General features: G+C 62.9%; 18 protein-coding genes. 9 read left to right on the top strand and 9 right to left on the bottom strand.

Annotated elements, in window-relative coordinates; genetic code table 11:
• Positions 1-107 precede the first annotated feature (107 nt).
• Positions 108-1448: an NAD(P)H-quinone dehydrogenase gene (locus CVS30_RS14550; RefSeq protein WP_245934627.1), complete on the bottom strand. Its 1341-nt coding sequence runs from the start codon at positions 1446-1448 to the stop codon at positions 108-110.
• Between the two features lie 176 nt (positions 1449-1624).
• Between CVS30_RS14550 and CVS30_RS14545 the strand changes: the two genes are divergently transcribed.
• A complete protein-coding gene (locus tag CVS30_RS14545; protein WP_245934626.1) occupies positions 1625-2440 on the top strand; it encodes a purine-nucleoside phosphorylase in 816 nt (271 codons plus the stop codon).
• Between the two features lie 33 nt (positions 2441-2473).
• Positions 2474-4303 carry a phospho-sugar mutase gene (locus CVS30_RS14540; protein ID WP_370801101.1) on the top strand — a complete coding sequence of 610 codons (1830 nt, stop codon included), beginning with the start codon at positions 2474-2476 and terminating at the stop codon, positions 4301-4303.
• A 78-nt stretch (positions 4304-4381) separates the two neighbouring features.
• Here CVS30_RS14540 and nirD read toward each other — a convergent pair whose 3' ends face one another.
• The gene (gene nirD / locus CVS30_RS14535; RefSeq protein WP_245934624.1) at positions 4382-4768 is read right to left on the bottom strand and encodes a nitrite reductase small subunit NirD; all 387 of its coding nucleotides are present in this window, start codon (positions 4766-4768) and stop codon (positions 4382-4384) included.
• Between the two features lie 315 nt (positions 4769-5083).
• Here nirD and nirB point away from each other — a divergent pair, with 315 nt between their 5' ends.
• The 6 genes from nirB (at position 5084) to CVS30_RS14505 (ending at position 12137) form a co-directional block, all read left to right on the top strand.
• Complete coding sequence (gene nirB, locus CVS30_RS14530; RefSeq protein ID WP_110486184.1) at positions 5084-7777, top strand: nitrite reductase large subunit NirB; 2694 nt, start codon at positions 5084-5086, stop codon at positions 7775-7777.
• An 11-nt stretch (positions 7778-7788) separates the two neighbouring features.
• Positions 7789-8565: a uroporphyrinogen-III C-methyltransferase gene (gene cobA / locus CVS30_RS14525; RefSeq protein WP_110486235.1), complete on the top strand. Its 777-nt coding sequence runs from the start codon at positions 7789-7791 to the stop codon at positions 8563-8565.
• Positions 8566-8573: 8 nt separating this feature from the next.
• Entirely contained in the window at positions 8574-9770 is a 1197-nt protein-coding gene (locus tag CVS30_RS14520; RefSeq protein WP_110486182.1) for a uroporphyrinogen-III synthase, read from the top strand.
• Between the two features lie 34 nt (positions 9771-9804).
• The gene (deoC, locus tag CVS30_RS14515) at positions 9805-10512 is read left to right on the top strand and encodes a deoxyribose-phosphate aldolase (protein ID WP_110486180.1); all 708 of its coding nucleotides are present in this window, start codon (positions 9805-9807) and stop codon (positions 10510-10512) included.
• A gap of 81 nt (positions 10513-10593) precedes the next feature.
• Positions 10594-10818 (top strand): hypothetical protein, encoded by a 225-nt coding sequence (locus CVS30_RS14510; RefSeq protein ID WP_110486178.1) that lies wholly within the window; start codon positions 10594-10596, stop codon positions 10816-10818.
• A 293-nt stretch (positions 10819-11111) separates the two neighbouring features.
• Positions 11112-12137, top strand: a complete 1026-nt coding sequence (locus CVS30_RS14505) for a hypothetical protein (protein ID WP_146233412.1) — start codon at positions 11112-11114, stop codon at positions 12135-12137.
• 176 nt (positions 12138-12313) lie between these two features.
• Here the strand turns inward: CVS30_RS14505 and mfd are convergent, their stop codons facing one another.
• Complete coding sequence (mfd, locus tag CVS30_RS14500; protein ID WP_110486174.1) at positions 12314-15958, bottom strand: transcription-repair coupling factor; 3645 nt, start codon at positions 15956-15958, stop codon at positions 12314-12316.
• 191 nt (positions 15959-16149) lie between these two features.
• On the opposite strand from mfd, the gene CVS30_RS14495 reads away from it, so the two are divergent.
• Positions 16150-16650: a DUF2505 domain-containing protein gene (locus CVS30_RS14495; protein ID WP_110486172.1), complete on the top strand. Its 501-nt coding sequence runs from the start codon at positions 16150-16152 to the stop codon at positions 16648-16650.
• Between the two features lie 84 nt (positions 16651-16734).
• On the opposite strand, the gene CVS30_RS14490 is transcribed toward CVS30_RS14495, so the two are convergent.
• From CVS30_RS14490 to CVS30_RS14465, 6 genes are all read right to left on the bottom strand, one after another.
• A complete protein-coding gene (locus tag CVS30_RS14490) occupies positions 16735-17301 on the bottom strand; it encodes a hypothetical protein (RefSeq protein WP_110486170.1) in 567 nt (188 codons plus the stop codon).
• Positions 17302-17565: 264 nt separating this feature from the next.
• On the bottom strand, positions 17566-18672 hold the full coding sequence (locus CVS30_RS14485) for a S24/S26 family peptidase (protein WP_110486167.1): 1107 nt from the start codon (positions 18670-18672) through the stop codon (positions 17566-17568).
• 1 nt (position 18673) lies between these two features.
• Positions 18674-19252 carry a hypothetical protein gene (locus CVS30_RS14480; RefSeq protein WP_110486165.1) on the bottom strand — a complete coding sequence of 193 codons (579 nt, stop codon included), beginning with the start codon at positions 19250-19252 and terminating at the stop codon, positions 18674-18676.
• Complete coding sequence (locus CVS30_RS14475) at positions 19252-19860, bottom strand: hypothetical protein (RefSeq protein WP_110486163.1); 609 nt, start codon at positions 19858-19860, stop codon at positions 19252-19254. Before CVS30_RS14475 ends, CVS30_RS14480 begins: the two co-directional genes overlap by 1 nt.
• Positions 19857-20450 carry a signal peptidase I gene (locus tag CVS30_RS14470; protein ID WP_110486161.1) on the bottom strand — a complete coding sequence of 198 codons (594 nt, stop codon included), beginning with the start codon at positions 20448-20450 and terminating at the stop codon, positions 19857-19859. Before CVS30_RS14470 ends, CVS30_RS14475 begins: the two co-directional genes overlap by 4 nt.
• The gene (locus tag CVS30_RS14465; protein WP_146233411.1) at positions 20447-21037 is read right to left on the bottom strand and encodes a hypothetical protein; all 591 of its coding nucleotides are present in this window, start codon (positions 21035-21037) and stop codon (positions 20447-20449) included. Before CVS30_RS14465 ends, CVS30_RS14470 begins: the two co-directional genes overlap by 4 nt.
• Between the last annotated feature and the right edge of the window lie 14 nt (positions 21038-21051).

Raw genomic sequence — 21051 nt, 5'->3', positions numbered from 1 at the left:
TGCCATGCTTAGGCATTTTCGCTATGAGTCGAGCTATAGCGAAAATGCCTAACCATGGCATTTTTCATGCAGTGCAGTTACTTCTTCCGCACCCAGCGGCGAAGGTGTTACATGTGGACGTGCAGGCGGCGGGCAGCCTCGGAAATCGAGCCCGACATCGACGGGTACACCGTGAAGGTGTTGGCCACATCGTCCACGTGCAGCTTCTGCGTCACGGCCATCGCGATCGGGAAGATGAGCTCACACGCACCGGCACCCACCACCACGCCACCGATGACGGTTCCGGAGCCCTTACGAGCAATGATCTTCACGAAGCCATCGTTGACCCCACGCATCTTGGCGCGAGCATTCGTGTCCAGGGAGAGCTTGATGACATCACCCTGGTACTTGCCCGAGGCCAGATCGGCTTCGGACACACCCACGGAGGCAATCTCCGGGGAGGTGAAGATGTTGGAGGAGACGTGGTTGAGCTTGAGCGGGCGCACACCGTCGCCACCCATGTGGGCCACGGCGATGCGGCCCTGCATGGCAGCCACGGAGGCCAGGGCGAAGACGCCCGTGCAGTCACCGGCGGCGTAGACGTTGGGCGCGCTGGTGCGGGAGACGCCGTCGACCTTAATGTGGCCACTGGGGGTGACCTCGATGCCGGCGGCCTCCAGGCCAATGCCGGTGGTGTTCGGGATCGAGCCAACGCAGACCAGGCAGTGGCTACCGGTGATCTTGGAGCCATCACCCAAGGTGACGACCACGCCGTCGGCCGTGCGCTCAACAGCGTCGGCACGCGACTGGGACAGCACGCGCAGGCCGCGGCGGGCGAAGACGGACTCGAGTACGGCGGCGGCGTCGGAATCCTCGCCGGGGAGGACCTGGTCGCGGCTGGAAATCAAGGTGACATTGGAGCCCAAACCGTTGAAAGCTGAGGCGAACTCGGCGCCGGTCACACCGGAACCGACCACGATGAGCTCTTCGGGAAGTTCCTCGAGATCGTAGATCTGGGTCCAGTTGAAGATGCGCTCACCGTCGGGCTGAGCCGAGGCGAGTTCACGCGGGTGGGCACCAACGGAGACCAGGATGGAATCGGCCTTGACGATCTCGTGGGTTTCGCCGCGGTCCACCTCGATGGTGCGGTTATCCAGCAGGCGGCCGGTGCCGATGATGATCTTCACGCCAACAGCTTCCAAGCCGCGGCGGATGTCGGCCGACTGCTCCTTGGCCAGGCGCAGCACGCGCTCGTTGATGAGCTTCAGATCAGCCTTCATGACGGTCTTGGGGTTGCCCTCGGCGGTCTCGAAGCTCACACCGAGCTGCGTGGAGTCAACGCTGCGGTTCATGGCCTCGGCCACGGCAATCAAGGATTTGGAGGGAACCACGTCGGTCAGGACGGCAGAGCCACCCAAGCCGGCACGTTCCACAATGGTGACTTCGGCGCCCATGGAAGCGGCGACCATGGCTGCCTCGTAACCGCCAGGTCCGCCTCCAAGGATCGCAAGGCTGGGAAGGGCAAAGGGCTGGGATACGTCATGTTGGCTGCTCACAGACTTATTCTTCCCTAGGCAGCGCTCTGCACCAACTTCTCAGCTTTCTGTGCATGTGCGCCTCGTGCCGGTATGTTGGTTTCGTGACTATTCAACAGAGTGCAACCCCGACAGATCCCCACGAGCTGGCCCGCGAGGCCGCCGCCTATATTGCCGAACATACCGGCGTCCCCACCCACGACATCGCCGTCGTTCTGGGCTCCGGATGGGGCGAAGCCGCAAGCCTCATCGGCGAGGTGACGGCCGTGGTTGACGCCGCCTCCGTGCCTGGCTTCTCGGCCCCGGCCGTCGTGGGACACGTCGCGACGCTCACCTCCATCCGCACCCCTGCTGGCAAAAACGTGCTGGTGCTCGGCGCCCGCACCCACTTCTACGAGGGCAAGGGTGTTCGCGCCGTCGTCCACGGCGTCCGCACGGCTGCCGCCGCAGGTGCCAAGATCATGGTGCTGACCAACGGCTGTGGCGGACTCAACGAGGCCTGGACCCCGGGCACCCCGGTGCTGATTAGCGACCATATCAACCTGACGGCCACCTCCCCGCTCGAGGGCGCAACGTTCGTTGACCTGACGGACCTGTACTCCTCCCGCTTGCGCGCCGTGGCCCGCGAGGTTGATGCGAGCCTGGATGAGGGCGTCTACGCGCAGTTCACCGGCCCGCATTACGAAACTCCCGCCGAGGTGCAGTACGCCAAGCGCATCGGCGCCGATCTGGTGGGCATGTCCACGGCGTTGGAGGCCATCGCGGCCCGCGCCGCCGGCATGGAGGTGTTCGGGATCTCCCTGGTCACTAATCTGGCCGCCGGGATCAGCCCCACAGCTCTCAGCCATGAGGAAGTTCTCGAGGCCGGCGCAGCAGCTGGTCCGCGTATTTCGGCGCTTCTGGCGGGCATCATCGCGAAATTGTAGGACTTCGTGCGGCGGTGCGGTTACATTTATCTGGTGAGACATGTAAACCAGAGCCAATCCGAGTCCACCGCCGCACTCGAGGTTGCCGCCTTGCAGGAAGCCGCCGACCAGTGGGCCCGCCACGATCCTGACCCGGCCACCGCCGCCACGCTGCGTGCCCTGATCGCCGGTGCCCTCGAGGATCACGCCGAGCTGGCCGACAGTTTCGCCGGTGAGCTGCAGTTCGGCACGGCTGGTCTGCGCGCCGCCATGGGTCCGGGCCCGAACCGGATGAACAAGATTGTGGTGCGTCGCGCCGCCGCCGGGGTGGCCGCGCATCTCTTGGCTTTAGCGGCTGCTCCCCTGCAAGAGACGGACGACGCCGAACCCTCCTCCTCCCCTCGTCTCGCCTACCAGCCCAGGGCAGTTGTGGGATATGACGCCCGATACAACTCCGCGGACTTCGCCCGTGAGACGGCCGCTATTTTTACTGCCGCAGGCATTGAAACCTTCCTGCTCCCGGCAGCCTTGCCCACGCCCGTGCTTGCCTACGCGGTTCGGGCGCTGAGCTGCGAGGCCGGCATCATGGTGACGGCCAGCCACAACCCGCGCCAGGACAACGGATACAAGGTGTACCTCGGCGGCCGCGCCGTGGCTCCCGAGGCTCGCGGCGTGCAAATTGTCGCCCCGCACGATTCCTTGATCGCCGGCCAGATTGCCACGATCGCCGCAACACCCGAAATGGGCGATACCGCCAACATCTCCATGGCCACGGATGACTGGACCGTCTTGGGCGCCGACGTCGTTGCCGCCTACAAGTCGTCCGTTGCCGCCCTGGCCGACGCTGACGCGTTCCCGAGCCGGGAGCTGCGCATTGTGCACACCTCCCTGCACGGTGTGGGACATGAAACCGCCCTCGCCGTCCTGAACGCTGCGGGTTTCCACGACATCCACCCGGTCCCGGAACAGTCGGCACCGGATCCAGACTTCCCCACCGTGGTCTTCCCGAATCCGGAAGAGCCCGGCGCCATGGATCTGGCCTTCGCACTGGCCAAAAAGGTCGACGCCGATATTGTCTTGGCCAACGACCCTGACGCCGACCGGGCCGCCGTGGGTGCCCTCGACCCCACCACGGGTGAATGGCACCAGCTGCACGGCGACCAGGTGGGCGCCCTGTTGGGGACGCATCTTGTGGCTCGCGGCGGGCGCGCCGATAGCACCGCGGTGGTTGGCGACCCGGTGTTTGCCAACTCCATCGTGTCCTCGCGCTTGTTGTCGAAGATTGCCGCCACGGCCGGTTACGAGCACGTTCAGACCCTGACCGGGTTCAAGTGGATCTCCCGTGTTCCCGCGTTGACCTTTGGCTACGAAGAAGCTCTGGGATATTGCGTGGCACCCGAGCTGGTCCGCGATAAGGACGGCATCTCGGCAGGGCTATTGCTGGCGGAAATGGCCGCCGAACTCAAAGCCGCCCGGCGCACCTTCTTCGACGTCCTCGACGATCTGGCGTTGGAGCATGGCCTGCATGCCAGCAATCAAATCAGCATCCGGGTGGAAGAACTTGCCGACATCTCAGCCATGATGGACCGGCTGCGCACCCAGCCGCCCGCTCGTTTTGATGGCTCGCCCGTGACCGAGCTGCGGGATCTTTCGGTAGCCACCCCGGAACTGCCAGCCACAGATGGCATGTGGTATCTGACGGACAAGGGCACCCGCGTCATCATTCGCCCCAGCGGCACGGAGCCCAAGCTCAAGTGCTATCTCGAGGTCATCATCCCCGTGAGCGATCCCGAGCAGCTCAGCGCGGCGCGAGTTGAGGCGCAACGTGCGCTGTCCGCCGTCGTGCTTGATGTAAAGACGGCGTTGGGGCTGGAAAGCCTCTAGAGTCTGCTCCACCATAAAGATCAGGCGATGTCCCGGACCGGAAAATCGCCTGATCTTTGTGGTAAATGCGTCAAGACGCTACATCTGAATCTCGATCATGCCCTCGATAACGCGCACCGGGTAGGTACCTAGCTGCAGCTCGGGACGGCCAAAGCACTCCCCCGTCGCCAGCGAGTAGACCTCTTTGTGCAGCGGCGAGGCGATCGTGTGGGTGTTGCCGCGTGAGCCCACCATGCCGCGGGCCATGACGTGCGAACGGGTGGCCGGATCGGCGTGCGAAACGGCAAAGACATCGTGCTCGCCCACCCGAAACAGCGCAATCTGCTGACCGTTGACGAGCGCCGCCTCTCCCCAGGAGTCTTCCAAGTCTGCGAGCGCACATACGCGGAACCAGCGTGATGCCACGTCATGGTGTGCGGTCTGTGGCTGGTGAGCGGTGAGGGGCTTTTCCATGAGCAGTTCCATGAGCGTTCCTTACGTTTGCGGTGGGATAAGAAGGTGGAGAACGGTATGGACCGTTCAACAAGTTCCACAGTAGGGAGGCTATATTTCCCCCGTCGTCTTCCCGCGTGACAGCTAAGTTAACCCTCTCTCACCATCACCGGTAGCTGCCCTGTGAGGAGGTTGTTAAATGCTCGTTACATTTGCGAAATGGCTCAGTAATGGCGATTTCATAGCATGGCATTACACGTTGAGGCCGAGTCATTGAGCCTCGGCAGGGCCATCCTAGCCCGCACCACGAGGCCGCATCTTCCGGGCCCACAGTGAAAGGCCACAGACATGACGCAGCCACACGAGCACGACGCAGCCACACCCAACACCGCCACAAGGTTCCGCCGGATCGTCGTGGTGGGTGGCGGTCCCGCCGCGCATCGTTTTGTCGAGGCCATGGCCGCCCGCGGCTTGAGCGACTGGCACATCACGGTGTTGACCGAGGAAATCCACCACCCATATGACCGGGTGGCCCTGAGCCAGGCCCTCACAGATGTTGCCGTCGATCTGACGCTGGGCGAGCTCTCCCTCTGGGATCACCCCTCCGTGACGCTCGTACGCGGTGCTGAGGTGGCCGGCATCGACCCCGCCCAGGGCACGGTGCACACCATGAGCGACGGCGAGCTCACGCACTACCCTTACGACGAGCTCGTGCTCGCAACAGGTTCCGACGCCACCCGCCTGAGCATTCCGGGAGCTGAGCACACGCACGTCTACCGCACCCTCGAGGACGTCTGGACCCTGAACCAGCAGGTCGCGTCGCTCACCGAAAAGCTCGGCCGCACGGTGCAAACCGCCGTGATCGGTGGCGGGTTGCTGGGTCTGGAGGCTGCCGCGGGACTCATCAAGCTCGGCGCCGAGTCCATCGTCATCAACGGTGGCCGCTGGCTCATGAATGCCCAGCTCGATGAGGGCGCCGGCCAGGCCCTGGGTCGCCTCGTGGCCGCCAAGGGTATGGCTGCCGCGATTGGCCAGTATCCCTCTGCTATTCAGACGGACGACGCCGGCCAGGTCACCGGGGTGCTCATGGCCGACGACACCGTGGTTCCGGCAGACCTCGTCGTGGTCTCCGTGGGTGTTCGTCCCCGTGATGAACTGGCCCGCAATAGCGACGGCGCGGCCCTCCATGGTTTTGAGCTGGGCCCCCGCGGCGGACTTGTCATCACCGAGGGTTGTGCCACAACAGTCCCCCATGTGTGGGCCATTGGTGAGGTCGCCAACTTTGACGGTATGTGCCTTGGCCTGGTCGCCCCGGCCAACACCATGGCCGAGATCGTGGCCGATCGCCTCCACGGCGGCAGCGCAACCTTCCCCGGCTTCGACACCGCCACCAAGCTCAAGCTCTCCGGCGTGGACGTGGCCAGCTTCGGCGACGCCTTTGCCCGCACGGAAAACAGCCTCGAAGTGGTGTACGCCGATCCCGCCCGCGGCGTCTACCAAAAAATCGTCACAAGCCCCGACGCCAAAACCCTCCTGGGTGGCATTTTCGTGGGCGACGCCTCCCCCTACACGAGCCTACGTCCGCTCCTGGGCCGCGAGCTGCCGGCCGAACCCGGCGCGTTTCTGTCGGCAGCCGGCGGAGGTGAGGCTCCCGCCGTCGAACTTCCCGACGACGCCATTCTGTGCTCCTGCAACAACGTCTCGGTGGGCAGCATCCGTGACGCCGTCAATGGCTGCGGCAGCTGTGACGGCGCCGCCCCGGTCCAGGAATTGTCCGAGCTGAAGTCCTGCACCAAGGCCGGAACCCAGTGCGGATCCTGCGTGCCGCTGCTGAAGAAGCTCATGGAGGGCGAGCTGGCCAAGTCCGGCATCGAGGTCTCCAAGGCCCTGTGTGAACACTTCGCCATGTCCCGCCGGGAACTCTTCGAGGCCGTGCGCTCCCTCGAGCTGAGCAGCTTCCCAGACATTCTGGCCCGCTTCGGCGTGGACGAGACGGCCAAGGCCGGCCGCGGCTGCGATATTTGCAAGCCCACCGTGGCCAACATTCTGGCCAGCCAAAACAGCGCCTACGTCCTCGATGAAGGTCGCGGCACCTTGCAGGACACGAACGACCGCGCCCTGGCCAACATGCAAAAGGACGGCACCTACTCGGTGGTCCCCCGCATTCCAGGCGGCGAGATCACCCCCGACAAGTTGGCCGTCATCGCCAAGGTCGCCCAGGACTACGGCCTGTACACCAAGATCACCGGCGGGCAGCGGATCGACCTCTTCGGCGCCCGCCTCGAGCAGCTGCCGGAAATCTGGAAGATCCTCGTGGACGCCGGCATGGAATCCGGCCAGGCCTACGGCAAGTCGCTGCGTACCGTGAAGTCCTGCGTTGGCTCCTCCTGGTGCCGCTACGGCGTGCAGGATTCGGTCGCCATGGCCATCAAGCTCGAGTTGCGCTACCGCGGCCTGCGCAGCCCCCACAAGTTCAAGCTCGGCGTCTCCGGCTGTGCCCGCGAGTGCGCCGAGGCCCGAGGCAAGGACGTGGGCGTCATCGCCACGGCCGACGGCTGGAACGTCTACGTCGGCGGCAATGGCGGCGCCACCCCGGCCCACGCCCAGCTGCTCGCCAAGGACCTCGACGACGACACCCTCATCGCCTACATTGACCGTTACCTCATGTACTACATCCGCACCGCCGACAGGCTCCAGCGCACGGCTCGCTGGCAGGAAGAGCTCGACGGCGGATTGGCTCACGTCATCGATGTGGTCGTCAACGACTCCCTCGGTATTGCCGCCGATCTGGAGGCCGCTATGAACTCCCACGTGGGCAACTACGAGGATGAGTGGGCCGCGACCCTGGCCGATCCCGAGCGTCTGCGCCGCTTCCGCTCCTTCGTCAACGCACCCCAGGAAAGCGACGATTCCATCGTGTTTGTCCCCGAACGCGGCCAGATCCGCCCCGCCACCGAGGCCGAGAAAGCCGGCCCGGTCCTGATCGCCACCCACATTCCCGTCCGCACCGCCGACGCTCACGCTGACGCGTACAAGAACTAAAGGTGAAGCTCATGCCCCGTAAACGACGCACCGGACACATCACCTTGGTGGGCGGCGGCCCCGGCCCCGCCGATCTGCTGACGCTACGGGCGGCCCGCGCCCTCGCCGCCGCCGATGTGGTGTACTTTGACCGTCTGGGTCCCACGGACGATCTCACCGCACTGGCTCCACGGGCCACCTTTGTGGATGTGGGCAAGACGCCCGGGCATCACAAGGTGCCGCAGGAGGAAATCACGGCCCGCATGATCGACGGAGCCCAAGCCGGACTGCATGTGGTCCGACTCAAGGGCGGTGACCCCTTTGTCTTTGGCCGCGGCGGGGAGGAAATGGCCGGGGCCGTGGCCGCCGGAATCGGCGTCACGGTGGTGCCCGGGATTTCCAGCTCCATCTCCGTCCCGGGAGCCGCGGGTATTCCCGTCACGCACCGCAACGTCAGCCACCTGTTCACCGTAGTCTCCGGGCATGCGCCGCTGACCACCGAGGAGCACCAGCATTTAGCAGGCCTGGGCGGCACCATCGTGGTGCTCATGGGCATCGGCACCCTGCCCACACTCATCGCAGGTCTACGTCAGGCCGGATTGCCAAATGTTACGCCCGTGGCGATCGTCGAGAACGGTTTTAGCCATGCGCAGCGCACCACGATCGCCACGCTGGGTACCATAGTGGACGCGTCGTCCTCTTGCCGCAATCCCGCTGTCATTGTCATCGGGGATGTTGTTAATCTGGCCGGCGAGCATGGCCTGGCCATCCCGAACTTCCTCGAGGATGCCACTTTGCAATCAGTGTGAAGGATTTCATGAGCGAGACACCGCAACAACCCACTCCCCCGCCAGCAGCTATCGGGCACCTTGCCCAGCCACTTCGGGGCTTCAGAATTGGTGTCACGGCTCATCGTCGCGCGGGAGATCTCATTGACGCGCTCGAGCGTAAGGGGGCCACGGTCATGCATGCGCCCGCCCTCAAGATCGCTCCCGTGGAAGACGATGAGGCGCTCCAGAACGAAACCGCCGCCGTCATCGCCGCTGCCCCGGACATCGTCATGGTCACGACGGCGTACGGCATGCGCCGCTGGATCGAGGCTGCCGATGCCGCCGGTCAGGGCGAGGACCTCCTCGCTACGCTGGGCAAGTCCTCTATCTACGTCCGTGGCCCCAAGGCCCGCGGCGCCGTCCGGGCCACCGGCCTGGACGACGATGGCATCAGCTCCGATGAAACCACCGCAACCCTCACGGATTTGGTCATCAGTGCCGGAGTGAACGGGAAGACCGTAGCCGTCCAGGTCCACGGCTATACCGACGTTGCGGCCCTGGCCCGCCTGCGTGAGGCTGGCGCCACCGTCTTGACCGTGACCCCGTACCGCTGGGTCAACGCCGAGGATGGCGACAAACTGCCCCAGCTCATCGAGGCCGTCATCCACCACGAGCTCGATGTCCTGACCTTCACCAGTGCCCCCGCCGTGGACGCCGTCCTGAGCACAGCCGATGCGCTGGGCCGCGGCGCCGAGTTCCGGCACGCCCTGCGCCGGGACGAACGCAGCCCCAGCGGCGAGGGCCTGGGCGCCGTGGTGAGTGCCGCCGTCGGGCCTGTCACGGCAGCTCCCCTGGTCCATGCCGGGATCACTCCCCTGATTCCCGAGCGATTCCGCATGGGCGCCCTGATCCGGCTTGTGTGCGAGTACCTGGAAAACACCGGTGCGCTACGGGTGCACAGCGGCGGATCGGTCCTGGAAATGCGCGGGCAGTCGTTGTGCGTCGACGGGATTCCGGTGACGCTGGCCCCTGCCCCGCTGACGCTTTTGCGTGCGCTCATGGAGGCCGACGGCGCGCTTCTCTCCCCCGCGGAGCTACTAGCGGCGATGGGTGTGGGCGACGCCGATCATGCCCTGCACATGACGATCAGCCGGCTCCGCGCCGCCCTGCCGGATGCCACGCTCGTGGAAACTGTTCTCAAGCGCGGCTACCGGCTCCGGCCCGCCACGACTATGGCACCATAGTGGGTAACAAGTTGTCCGTTTGGAAGGTATTCTCATGACCACCACCAGCCCCCTGTCAGAGCCCACCGGCACTGAGGATTTGGCCCGCTACATCGACCACACCCTGTTGGCCCCCGCGGCCAGCCGTGCAGAAATTCTGACCCTGTGCAAAGAAGCAGCCGAGCATCACTTCAAGTCCGTCTGTGTTAACCCCATCTGGGTTGAGACGGCCAAGAAGGCGCTCCTGGGCTCGGGCGTTTTGACCTGCACCGTGATTGGTTTCCCCTTGGGAACCCACAACACCGATGTGAAGGTCTTTGAAGCCCGCGGTGCCACGATGGACGGCGCCGACGAGATCGATATGGTCATCAACATCGCCTCGGCCCGCGCCCTGGACAAGGAAGCCCTGATCTCAGACATTTCCGCTGTTGCCGAGGTGGTGCACGGTGAGGACTCCATCTTGAAGGTCATCATCGAGACCTCGCTGCTCAGCGATGCCGAGAAGGTCCTCGCCTGTGAGGCAGCCGTTGAGGCTGGCGCCGACTTCGTCAAGACCTCCACGGGCTTCAACGGCGGCGGCGCCACGACATCTGACGTCGCACTCATGCGTCAGACCGTGGGCCCGGACATTGGAGTCAAGGCCTCCGGCGGCGTACGTTCTCGCGAACAGGCGCTGGAAATGATCGCCGCCGGTGCCACACGCATCGGAACCAGCGGCGGCGTCGCGATCGTCACGGGCGGCACAGGAACTACCGGATACTAATCCGTACTAAGATCAAAGGCAGATCATCGCGCCGTTTCGGTGCACCAGCTAAACTCCCCCATCTCGGGGACAGGAGGAACCATGTCCAACAGTAGTTACCAGGGCGAGAACAGCCGTGCGCAGTCCATCGTTTTGTTTGTCATCTTCTTCGCACTGTTCCTCGGCGGTATCTTCTCCATGTCATTCTGGAGCCTCGAGAGCTTTGCCCACGCCTTCGTACCTGCCGGCCTCGGCATCGGCCTGTGCTTCCTCTCATTCTGGGTTCCCATGACGTTCATGGGCCGCTCGGACTCCGCCGGCGAATAATTAGCTTCATTAATAGGCCTTGGCCGGGTCTTCCACTTGGTGGAAGACCCGTCCAAGGCCTATTTTTAATGCCTGACGCCGTAACGCACCGCTATGCGCCAAACTCGGCTCGAGTCTGGCGCATAACACCCAAACTGCGGCACCGCGCTTTCCTTATGCTCGCAACCCGCCCTCACCACGACGCATAAACGCCTATGCTCCACACCGAACCCCAGTGTGGAGCATAAAGCAACTCCCGAAGTCTACGAGCGGGCTCCGCTGCAAAATCTCCGTCCGATAGACTCAGCAGGTTCTTGGCCGCATCTATTGATTCGGGCCGCAAAAAATCTTGGGGGATACAAATGAGCAGTCTCTACACGCGCAAAAAAACGATTTTATGGGCGAGTGCCGCGATTTCGGTGGCACTCGTACTGACCGGGTGTAGCCAGACAGCTACATCCGCACCAGCAGAAACCGCAGTCTCATCAGCAGCTTTGAGCAGCCCATCGGCATCAGTGACACCAGAAGCCTCAGATATCCCTCCTGTCCAGGCAGCTCTGGAAACGCATACAATCGCCAACGGTTATTTCCAAATCCAGATGCCTTCTAATTGGCACTTGGAGATGCTCGACAATGTAGCCGGCCAAGTTCACGGAGACAGCACCGCCAGTTTCAAGATCTTGGCGGCTGATGGCCGCCAACTTGCCGAACTCCGCACCGGTGGTGAACAAATCTGGGGCGTGAATCCCATGCCCGGCCGAGCAAACAATACGGTATTCGACACTGCGGGTGATGGCACATTCGGCAGCCTGAACTACGCATTCCTGTCCTACGACGGACAACCGGATACGGCCGAAGTAGTACTCACGTCGCTTGGTACCGAAGCAACCAAGACATGGGACATTCGACTCCCCGGGCTCATCTATACCGGTGGCTCCGGTAATTTGAGTACAGCGCTAACCAATGCGACCATGCTTCCCGGCGTGAGCGAATCACTGAGGGGTGCGGAGCGATTCAAGGCCTATGCTCGAACCAACGAGTATTCTGATCTCAAAAACACCTTCCTCTCCTTCAAGCAGCTCAAGGACGTTGTTAAGGCACTTCCGGAAGCCGCGCCCGACGGCAAGTGTATTGGTCTCCAATACAGCTACGATCTGGGCGAGTCCGGGCTCACCTGTGATGAGGCCAAGAACTTCCTGACACAGTTGCTTCAAGAGCCCATCCATGCTGGTACCGCTGGAATCGATGGCGTTGGCTATTGCACATTGCCTGTGCCCGAAAAAGCTGGCTACTGTCACGTCGAGAGCACCAATGCCTCATTCGATTTTTCGGTGAAGTAGCTCCTTTCGCACTCCATACAGATTTATCCCTAGCTGCACTGATCAGAGATTTAATTACTCACGGAGGACCCGCGAGCAACGCGAAAATGCGCCCGTCTTCCATAAATGCCACCACACTCGTGGTGCATTTATGGGAGACGGGCGCATTTTTATGTTGTACACAGCTGCGCTGTGCGCTACTTCGCCGGAACCGTCTCGAAGATCGCCTCGAGCACGCCTTCGGCCCACTTGAGCACCTCGGCGTCGGCCAGATCGCGGCCGCCAATGCGTGCCGTTTTCGGCTTCGGGATCAAGATCGAGTTCAAGGCCGGCTTTACCAGGGATCCCGGGTACATACGGTTCAGGCGCATCTCCTTGGATTCGGGCAGATCGGCAGGCGCGAACTTGATGAAGTTGCCCTGCAGCGCCACATCGGAGAGCCCTGCGGATCGCGCCAGCACCTTGAAATGGGCCACGGCGATGAGGTTGACGGCGGCCGGTGGCAAGGCACCGTACCTATCGATGAGCTCATCCTCCACCTCGTGGATGCCCTCAACACTGACAGCAGCAGCCAGCTTCCGGTAGGCCTCGAGGCGTAACCGCTCCCCGGGCACATATTCGTGCGGCAGGTGCGCGTTGACGGGCAGCTCGATCTTCATCTCCGCCACGCGTTCCTCGCTCTCACCACGGAACGAGGCCACCGCCTCGCCCACCAAACGGATGTAGAGGTCAAAGCCCACCCCTTGGATATGTCCGGACTGCTCGCCACCGAGCAGGTTTCCTGCTCCACGAATCTCCAGGTCCTTCATGGCCAGCGCCATACCGGCACCCAGCTCATTGTGGGCCGCGACGGCCTTGAGGCGCTCCAATGCCACCTCACCCAGCGGCTTATCCGCCGGGTACAAGAAGTACGCGTAGGCCCGCTCGCGCCCACGACCCACGCGGCCCCGCAGCTGGTGCAGCTGCGACAAACCGTAGTTATTCGCCTGCTCCACGATCAACGTATTGGCATTGGAAATATCCAAACCGGTTTCGATGATGGTGGTGCACACCAGCACATCAAAGCGCTTCTCCCAGAAGTCAACAATGATCTGCTCCAGGCGGGATTCGCTCATCTGGCCGTGCGCCACCGCCACCCGGGCATCGGGAACCAGCTGCTGAATGTGCGCGGCCGTGCGTTCAATCGATTTAACCCGGTTGTGCACATAAAAGACTTGACCTTCGCGCATGAGCTCACGGCGAATCGCGGCACCCACCTGCTTGTCGCTATGCGCACCCACATAGGTCAGCACCGGGTGCCGTTCCTCCGGCGGAGTCGCCAGCGTGGACGTCTCACGGATACCCGTCATGGACATTTCCAAGGTACGCGGAATCGGCGTGGCACTCATGGCCAGCACGTCCACATTGGTGCGCATCTTCTTCAGCGCTTCCTTGTGTTCCACACCAAAGCGCTGTTCCTCATCGACGATCACCAGCCCCAGGTCCTTGAAGGCAAAGTCCTTGGACAGCAGGCGGTGCGTGCCGATGACAACATCCACCGTGCCGTTTTTCACGCCCTCGACAATTTCCTTGGATTCCTTGGTGGTCTGGAAGCGCGACAACGGACGCACCCGCACCGGGTATCCGGAGAAGCGCTCGTTGAACGTCTCAAAGTGCTGCTGCGCCAACAAGGTCGTGGGCACCAGAACGGCAACCTGCTTGCCATCCTGCACGGCCTTGAAGGCGGCCCGCACGGCGATCTCGGTCTTGCCATAGCCCACGTCACCGGAGATGAGCCGGTCCATGGGAACTTCCTTCTCCATGTCGGCCTTGACCTCGTTGATGGCCACGAGCTGGTCCGGCGTTTCAACATACGGGAACGCCTCCTCCAGCTCGGCCTGCCACGGGGTATCGGGCCCAAAGGCGTGCCCCTTGGAGGCCATGCGCGCCGAGTACAGGCGGATGAGCTCGCCGGCGATCTCCTTGACGGCCTTGCGTGCCTTGGTCTTGGTGGCCGCCCAGTCCGAGCCGCCCATCTTCGACAGCGCCGGCGCGTCACCGCCCACGTACGCGGTGACCTGGTCCAGTTGATCCGTCGGCACGAACAGCTTGTCCCCCGGCGCCCCGCGCTTGGACGGAGCGTATTCGAGCACCAGGTATTCGCGCTGCCCGGCCGCACCGCCAACGCCCGCTCCGGCGACCTTGCGTTGAATCAGCTCAACGAATTTACCCACACCGTGCTGCTCGTGCACCACATAGTCCCCAGCCTGCAGCTGGAGAGGGTCGACGGCGTTGCGCCGTTTCGAGGGCATCTTGCGCATGTCTCGGGTCGAGACGGCAGAGGCGCGACCCAGCAGGTCCGCCTCCGTCAGCAGTCCCAGTTTGAGGGAATCCAGCACGAAGCCGCGGCCCGTATCGGCCGTGGTCACCTCGATGATGCCGGGCTGCGGTTCGGCATCCAGGGAGTCAACGCGCGACGCCGGGATGTTGGCTTCGTGGAACAGCTCGGCGAGGCGCTGGGCCGGGCCGGGCCCCTGCGTGGCAACCACCACGCGCCACTGATCCTTGACCCGGGAGCCGATGAATTCCATCATCTCCGCCACATCGCCTCGGTAACCGCGTGGTTCGCGGGCCGCGAGGTTCAAAACGTCGCTGGAGAGATCCAGTTCCTCGTCTTGCAGCAAGGAACTCATGGTCCACCAGCTCACGCCGTGGCTCTGCGCCGATTCACGCGTCTGGGCCAGCGAACGGAAACTCGCGGCAGCCAGATCTACTCCCCCACCGGCAAGGGCGGCGTTGCTGAGATCCAGGGGTGCGGTCCCACCATCGGACGCCGTGGACCAGGCTGCCTCGAGGAATTCCTCGTTGGTGGACTCGAGGTCGTGGGCGCGGGCGCTGACCTTTTCGGGATCGAGGATGACCGTGATGGAGCTTGATGGCAGCAGCGTTGCGAGCGGCACCATCCCGTCAACGAGCGCAGGGGCCAGCGATTCCATGCCCTCCACAGCAATGCCGCCGGCGATCTTTTCCAGCATGGCGGCGGCCGCCGGCATGCTGTCCTTGAGCTTGGCGGCTCGTCCCATGACGGTGGGGGTGATGAGAATTTCGCGGCACGGCGGCGCATACAACTCGGTGGGGTGCACCACCCCACCGGTGACGGAGGTCAGCGTCCGCTGATCGGCCACGCTGAACCAGCGCAGCGATTCAATTTCATCGCCAAAGAATTCAATGCGAACGGGGTGGTTTTCGGTGGGTGAGAAAACATCGAGGATGCCACCGCGCACGGCAAATTCGCCGCGGTGGGTGACCATGTCGACGCGCGCATAAGCCGCATCGGCGAGCTTCTTGATGAGCTCGGCAAAGGGAACCTCCTCACCGGCTTTGACGCGCACGGGAGCCAGTTCGCCCAGGCCAGCCACGATCGGCTGCACTACCGCGCGAATGGGTGCGACGATGACGCGAAGGCGGGCACCGGCGTCGAGCTCGGGATGAGCCAGGCGACGCAAGACGGCCAAGCGACGCCCCACGGTGTCCGAGCGCGGCGACAGGCGCTCATGCGGCAGGGTCTCCCAGCTGGGGAATTCCGCGATGGCGCCCTCGGGCAGGTAGGACCGCAGCGCGGCCACGGTATCTTCGGCCTCGCGGCCCGTCGCGGTCACGGCCAACACCACACCCTGGGGGCCGGATCCGGAGCGCTCACTCAGCCCGTCGGCCATTTCAGCCAAGAGCACAGGGCGCATGCCGGCGGGGGCGCTAAAGGCGATGTCGGCACTGCGCGTGGCCGGATCGGCGCCCGCAAAGGCCCGGACGCGAGCGAAGATGGGATCGGCTGAGAGCGCGGTTCGCAACCCTGCAAGACTCATGGGTGGTTTCTCCTTGTTGCCCAACGCAGGCGCGTCGAGGCGGCCGCTGAAGTACGTTCTTTGCCGTGCCGGACAGCACGAAAGCCCAAAACTTCGCAGGAAGTCTCGGGGACGATCTCCAGCTTACTCGTGGCGGGCGGTCAAGGTATCGTAGGAGCTGCCCCAAACACACCCCCGATCTTGGAGGAACCATGGCGCTTGCCGCCTCAACGACCCTTTCAGCCACGGCTCAGAACGTGACCGATGTTTTTACCAATGCTGATTTCATCAAGCACGTTAGCGAAACCGTAGGCGGTGAGCTGTTGTCATTCACCATCAGCGGTCCCACCACAGCCGCATTCACTACCAAGACCGTGCGCACGCTGCCCACCACACGCATGCCGGACATCGTCAAGAAGTTCGTTGGCGACTCGCTGACAGTCACTCAGGATGAGTCCTGGAGCGCGCCGGCGGCAGATGGTTCCCGCACCAACTCGATCAAGCTTTCGGTGGCTAAGGCTCCTGTGGATGTTTCGGCCGTGCAGAAGCTCGTAGCCGGCGGCGAGTCCACGGTTGTGGAGCTCACGGGTGAGGTCAAGTCGGGCGTGCCGTTCCTCGGCGCCAAGATTGCCTCCGCTGCCGAGCCCGTGATTGGCCGCGCACTGAACCTGCAGGCCACGCTGGCTCAGGAATGGCTGAACACGCACTCCTAAGCTCTTAAAGCTCGACGGCGCACAACTCACGTTGTGCGCCGTCAGACTTTAAGGCGTTTGCGCCCGTGTAAAACTAGCTTTTGCTTACCAGCTGCTAACGTAACCACTCGCGGTGTAGGGGTTCGTCGAACCGTAACCATCGGCATGGCCGATCACCATGGTTTGCACGGGAGACGTAGCGGTGGTTGCCAGGGCCATGGTGACAAGGTATTCAATCCAGATATTGCCACCTGACGGCGGCCACTCGTCAGCCGTGAACTCGTGCGTCCACGCGAGAGGCGTCGACGTCTCCTGGTTCGCTCCGCTATAAGCCACTGGAGCAAACGTAACCTCGTCCGTCGCTATTAGCGCTGTCTTGGCTGCGTCCGAGTACGCCTTGTAGGCGATGGTGTAGACCACGGTAAAGGGAACGTTCGGTAGCGAACTATCAGACTTGTTGACGTTGATGTTCGTCGAGGCCACCAGGGTTCGATTGCCTTCAGACCCCACCTGGTTCTGCCCGAAATACCAGTCGTAGTTGCTCAGCTCTACACGATCAGATGCCGATGCGGCGGGGGCAGCGATGGCTGCGGCGATGACGGGGACAGACCAGGCTGCGCCTTTGACAATGGTGCGGCGAGAGGAAGTCGCTGCATGTCCTTCATTTGACATGATGGGGGTTACTTTCTGAAAAGGCCGGAATGTGGGTTGAGAAACAAGGATCCAACATGCCATTAGGAGGTTAGAGTTCTGGGGCTCGTGTTCCGCTTCCGAAGGAGGACAAATCCTCCACGACGCCTAGGCACTGGTGATTCGAACTTATCCTTTGCCACTGCCCTCAACGTGGAAGCGGTCCCAAATTCACCCTGAAGTTCGCCCCCCGAGGGCACCACCAGACACTCCTCGCCGGGGCTCGCGCCACCAACGTCCTGGTAACTAATTACAAAGAATCCTTGTCGACACCAGAGCATAGGAAGAAATTTCCGCCAAACTGCTGTTTGAAATGGCCGTAGACTCCCAACCCCCAGAGTAAACCGCCACCACGCTCACGCCCACGGACTTCGGGCCAGTCAAAAGGAAATCCAGAAGATTCCCGAGCAGCGCCAAAAGACCACCTAAGAGTCCCTGCGCGTCCGTCAATGACAGTATCTGCGATGTGGCGCTTGCTGGAACAGTTCCCACGCTAGTTTTCCCGCCCACCGTCACTGTGATTTTGTAGTGATCAACGGCCACCGGAACGTTGCTTGGTGCCACCCAATTGACCGTAACCGACTTATTTCCACTCGCGGGATCCTGGCACCCCAGCCCGCTAGGGGCTGGCATAACGGCCGCCGCAAGAGTGGCACTAGCGACGGCTTTTCCTTCAAAAGCTGCCTGCGTCGGATGGATCGTCCCGGCAACGCCCAGCGGAACCGCGAGCGCAATGGCGGTGACGAGCGCGCCTGTTCCTAGCCATTGGCGAGCGCGTTGTTCCTTACGGTGTCTGTGGCGCCCCGGTCCGTCTTGTGATCCATCCCTGCCTCGATCTTCTGAGTCACGCAGGATGAACGCTTTGACGATCAGGAGTGCGCATAGGAGCCCGGCGAGGAAAGCAACCCAGGGCTGGCTGAACCAACTGATCACAAAGCCCAACCCGGGAACGCTAAAGAGCACCTTATCCACTGAATCCACCGTGTACGGTTCCAGGTCGGCCAGGGCGTTGGCGTCACCCTTGAGTACCAGCGCTCCATCGGCAGCAGTCACCACCCGGTGTGTGATCCGCGAGCCCTGCGTGTTCACCACAGACACCACCTGCCCGGGAACGGTATCAGCAGCTGGCATAGGGACGGCCAAAGCTAGCGAACCCGTCGGGATCCCGGGACTCATGGATCCCGAGGTGAAAATCAAGGGTTTGAGCCCAAAGATCAGTGTCAGCGCCACGAACACCAGACACACGGAGCCGAGAATCGCTCCGCCATTAAAGGCCCATCGGGTCAGTCGATCTCCCAGCGCCGTCGAAGCCTTGGCCCGGCCGATCCGCGCATGCCTATTTACATGGCGCATCTCAAGACCCCACCGTGGCAGTAAACGTCAAGGTCATCGAGGTGGTGGCGCCCTGAAGCGTATTAGCCGCCCCCAATGGCAGCTGGTACTGCACGCAGAAGGTATCGGAAGCCCCCGCCGCCAATGAGCCACGGTTAACGGGGGCGGTAAATGCGGCCATCGCGTCTTTCTTGAGAATCTGAGCCCCGGAACAGGTGGCATTCGACGTTGTTCCTTGGACCGCGCCATCACTGACCAGCAGGGTCATGGCCAGCCCCAGCCCCGCGGCAGGGACATCCGTGAAGCTTCCGGAGATAGAGTACGGAACCGCCACGGTGCTGGTATTTGTCACCACGAGTTTCTGCGCCTGGCTCATCCCCGGATACCAATTGCTGCCTGTGATGGGCACCGTGTATGTCGTGGCGCCGCCGGCCGTCCCTCCAATCCCCAGCGAAACCGTCGCCGCAGTAATGTGCGCCGTGGCCGTGGCTCCACCCGTCCACGAAGCCAGCGTTGAGACCGCACCCAATCCCACCAGCATGCCGAGGGAGAGCATGGCCTTAATCTGCATCGAACGGCGCGCCGACTGAGTCCTCTTCATTATGTTTCCTCCCCCACTGTGTGTGAACTCTTCCTTCTCCGAATACCCCAGAGCAATCCACAGCCTCCCAGCAATGTCAGAATCGCCAGTTGCCAGGCGGCCGAGATTCCACCCGTGTGGCCCAGTTCAGTGTTCCGGACGGGCACGATCTCGCTCGTCTGGAAGCGCAGCCCCACGTGCCAGCTTCGGCCTTGGCTTGTATTATCGGCCAGCTCCGGAAGCGAGAGCCTCAGTTGCAGGACTCCCATCTCACCCGGTTCCAGACTCAGAACGGACGACGACGACAGCCTCACCTCGTTCTTGTCCCCCAACAGTTCCGCAGACTGGGCACCGAGGGACACGTGATAGCTGGCGTCATTGTCATTACGCACCCATAGATCCTTGTCGATACTCTCCCCGGGGACTAGCTTGGGCACATCGGCAAAAAGCGCCGGCACTGCCGCGGAAAATGCCACCCCGTCGGAACTATAGGAAAAAATCGCCTGCTCAGCCCCACGCGTCGTGAGAGGAAGGACAGAGGCTGTGGCCGCCGTCGGACTTAATAAGAGCGCCGCGGAAACCACAAGTGCTAAGGCCAAAGTTCTGGCACGCGAAACTGCCGCGGTCACGATTGCCTGCTCCTTTCACGTCGCTCGCGCCAGGCACTGCCTAACATCAACGCCGCATAGCCAAACAGCCCGGCGGCAATCGCCACGCTGAGCCACTGCCGCTGCGACCCCGTCAGGGCCGTATTGACGTAGCCAAGCCAGGGCATTTGGTACCACAGGCGGCCGCGGATCTGCTCCGGCTGCACGGGAGGATCCTCGGCCGAATTGGCGTCACCACGCGTCGTGAACCGCAGCTCGCCTCGCGTCGTCGCCCCAACACCCACAATGCGGTGCGTGACCACGGCGGGCTCCCCCGATCTCAACTGATAGGTGATGACGTCGCCCGTGCGCAAGTGCGCCGGATCCACGGGCCGCACCACTGCCAGACTGCCGGGCGGCATCCCGGGCTCCATGGAACCGGTCAACACCGTGTAGGCCGTGGCACCTCCCACTCTTGGAACGACAATCATGACGGCCGCGACGGCGAGGACGCTCAGCAAGATCAGCCAGGACACGATCTGTCCCAGCCACCACATCACTCCGGTTCGTTCTTCCTGAGGGGAAGCTCGACGGCGGCCACTCACCACAGCTTCTCGGTTCACGGCACTCATTGCTGCTCACCTCGCCATGACAAGACAAGTGCCACACGCCCACCGGCCGCCGCTTGCGGAGCATTGGCGGGCAAGGCGAGCCGAACGCACAGTGTTTCTGCCGCAGCTGGACTGCCTTGGGCTGTGAGTGTTCTGCGTTGTGAAAATGCGGCGGTGCTGAGCAACGGCCCTGTATAGAGAGGTGTGCCAAGGATGGCCGATGTTGGTGTACAACTGCTTTGGCCAGCCACGGCGAAGATGATCAGCTGTACCCGTGCAGCCAATTCATTGTCTGCAGGAGTCGGGCTTGGCGTTTGCGAAACCGCTCCAGCCAAGGTGTAGCCCAGGTCCACAGAGCCGGCATTGCTTAGTACCAGCGGTGCCTGAGTATAACCACCAGGAAGTAGTGCGGAGGCGTTCAATCCGGCGAAGGGAAAATCTTGAGCCGAGCTAACCCCGTCGCCCGCTGTCAGCGCCAATGACCCGGTGGTGACGGTTCCCGGTTGCAGCTGTCCCTCGGCACGCCAAAGTGCGGCCGTGCCTTGGGCGCTGGCAAAGAGCACCACGAGCACGGCCGCCGCAATGGCGATCGAGAGGATTCTACGCAACCGGTTTGAGCGGT

It is taken from the genome of Arthrobacter psychrolactophilus (assembly GCF_003219795.1).
Lineage (GTDB): Bacteria > Actinomycetota > Actinomycetes > Actinomycetales > Micrococcaceae > Specibacter > Specibacter psychrolactophilus.
This window is presented reverse-complemented; position numbering and strand designations above follow the sequence as displayed.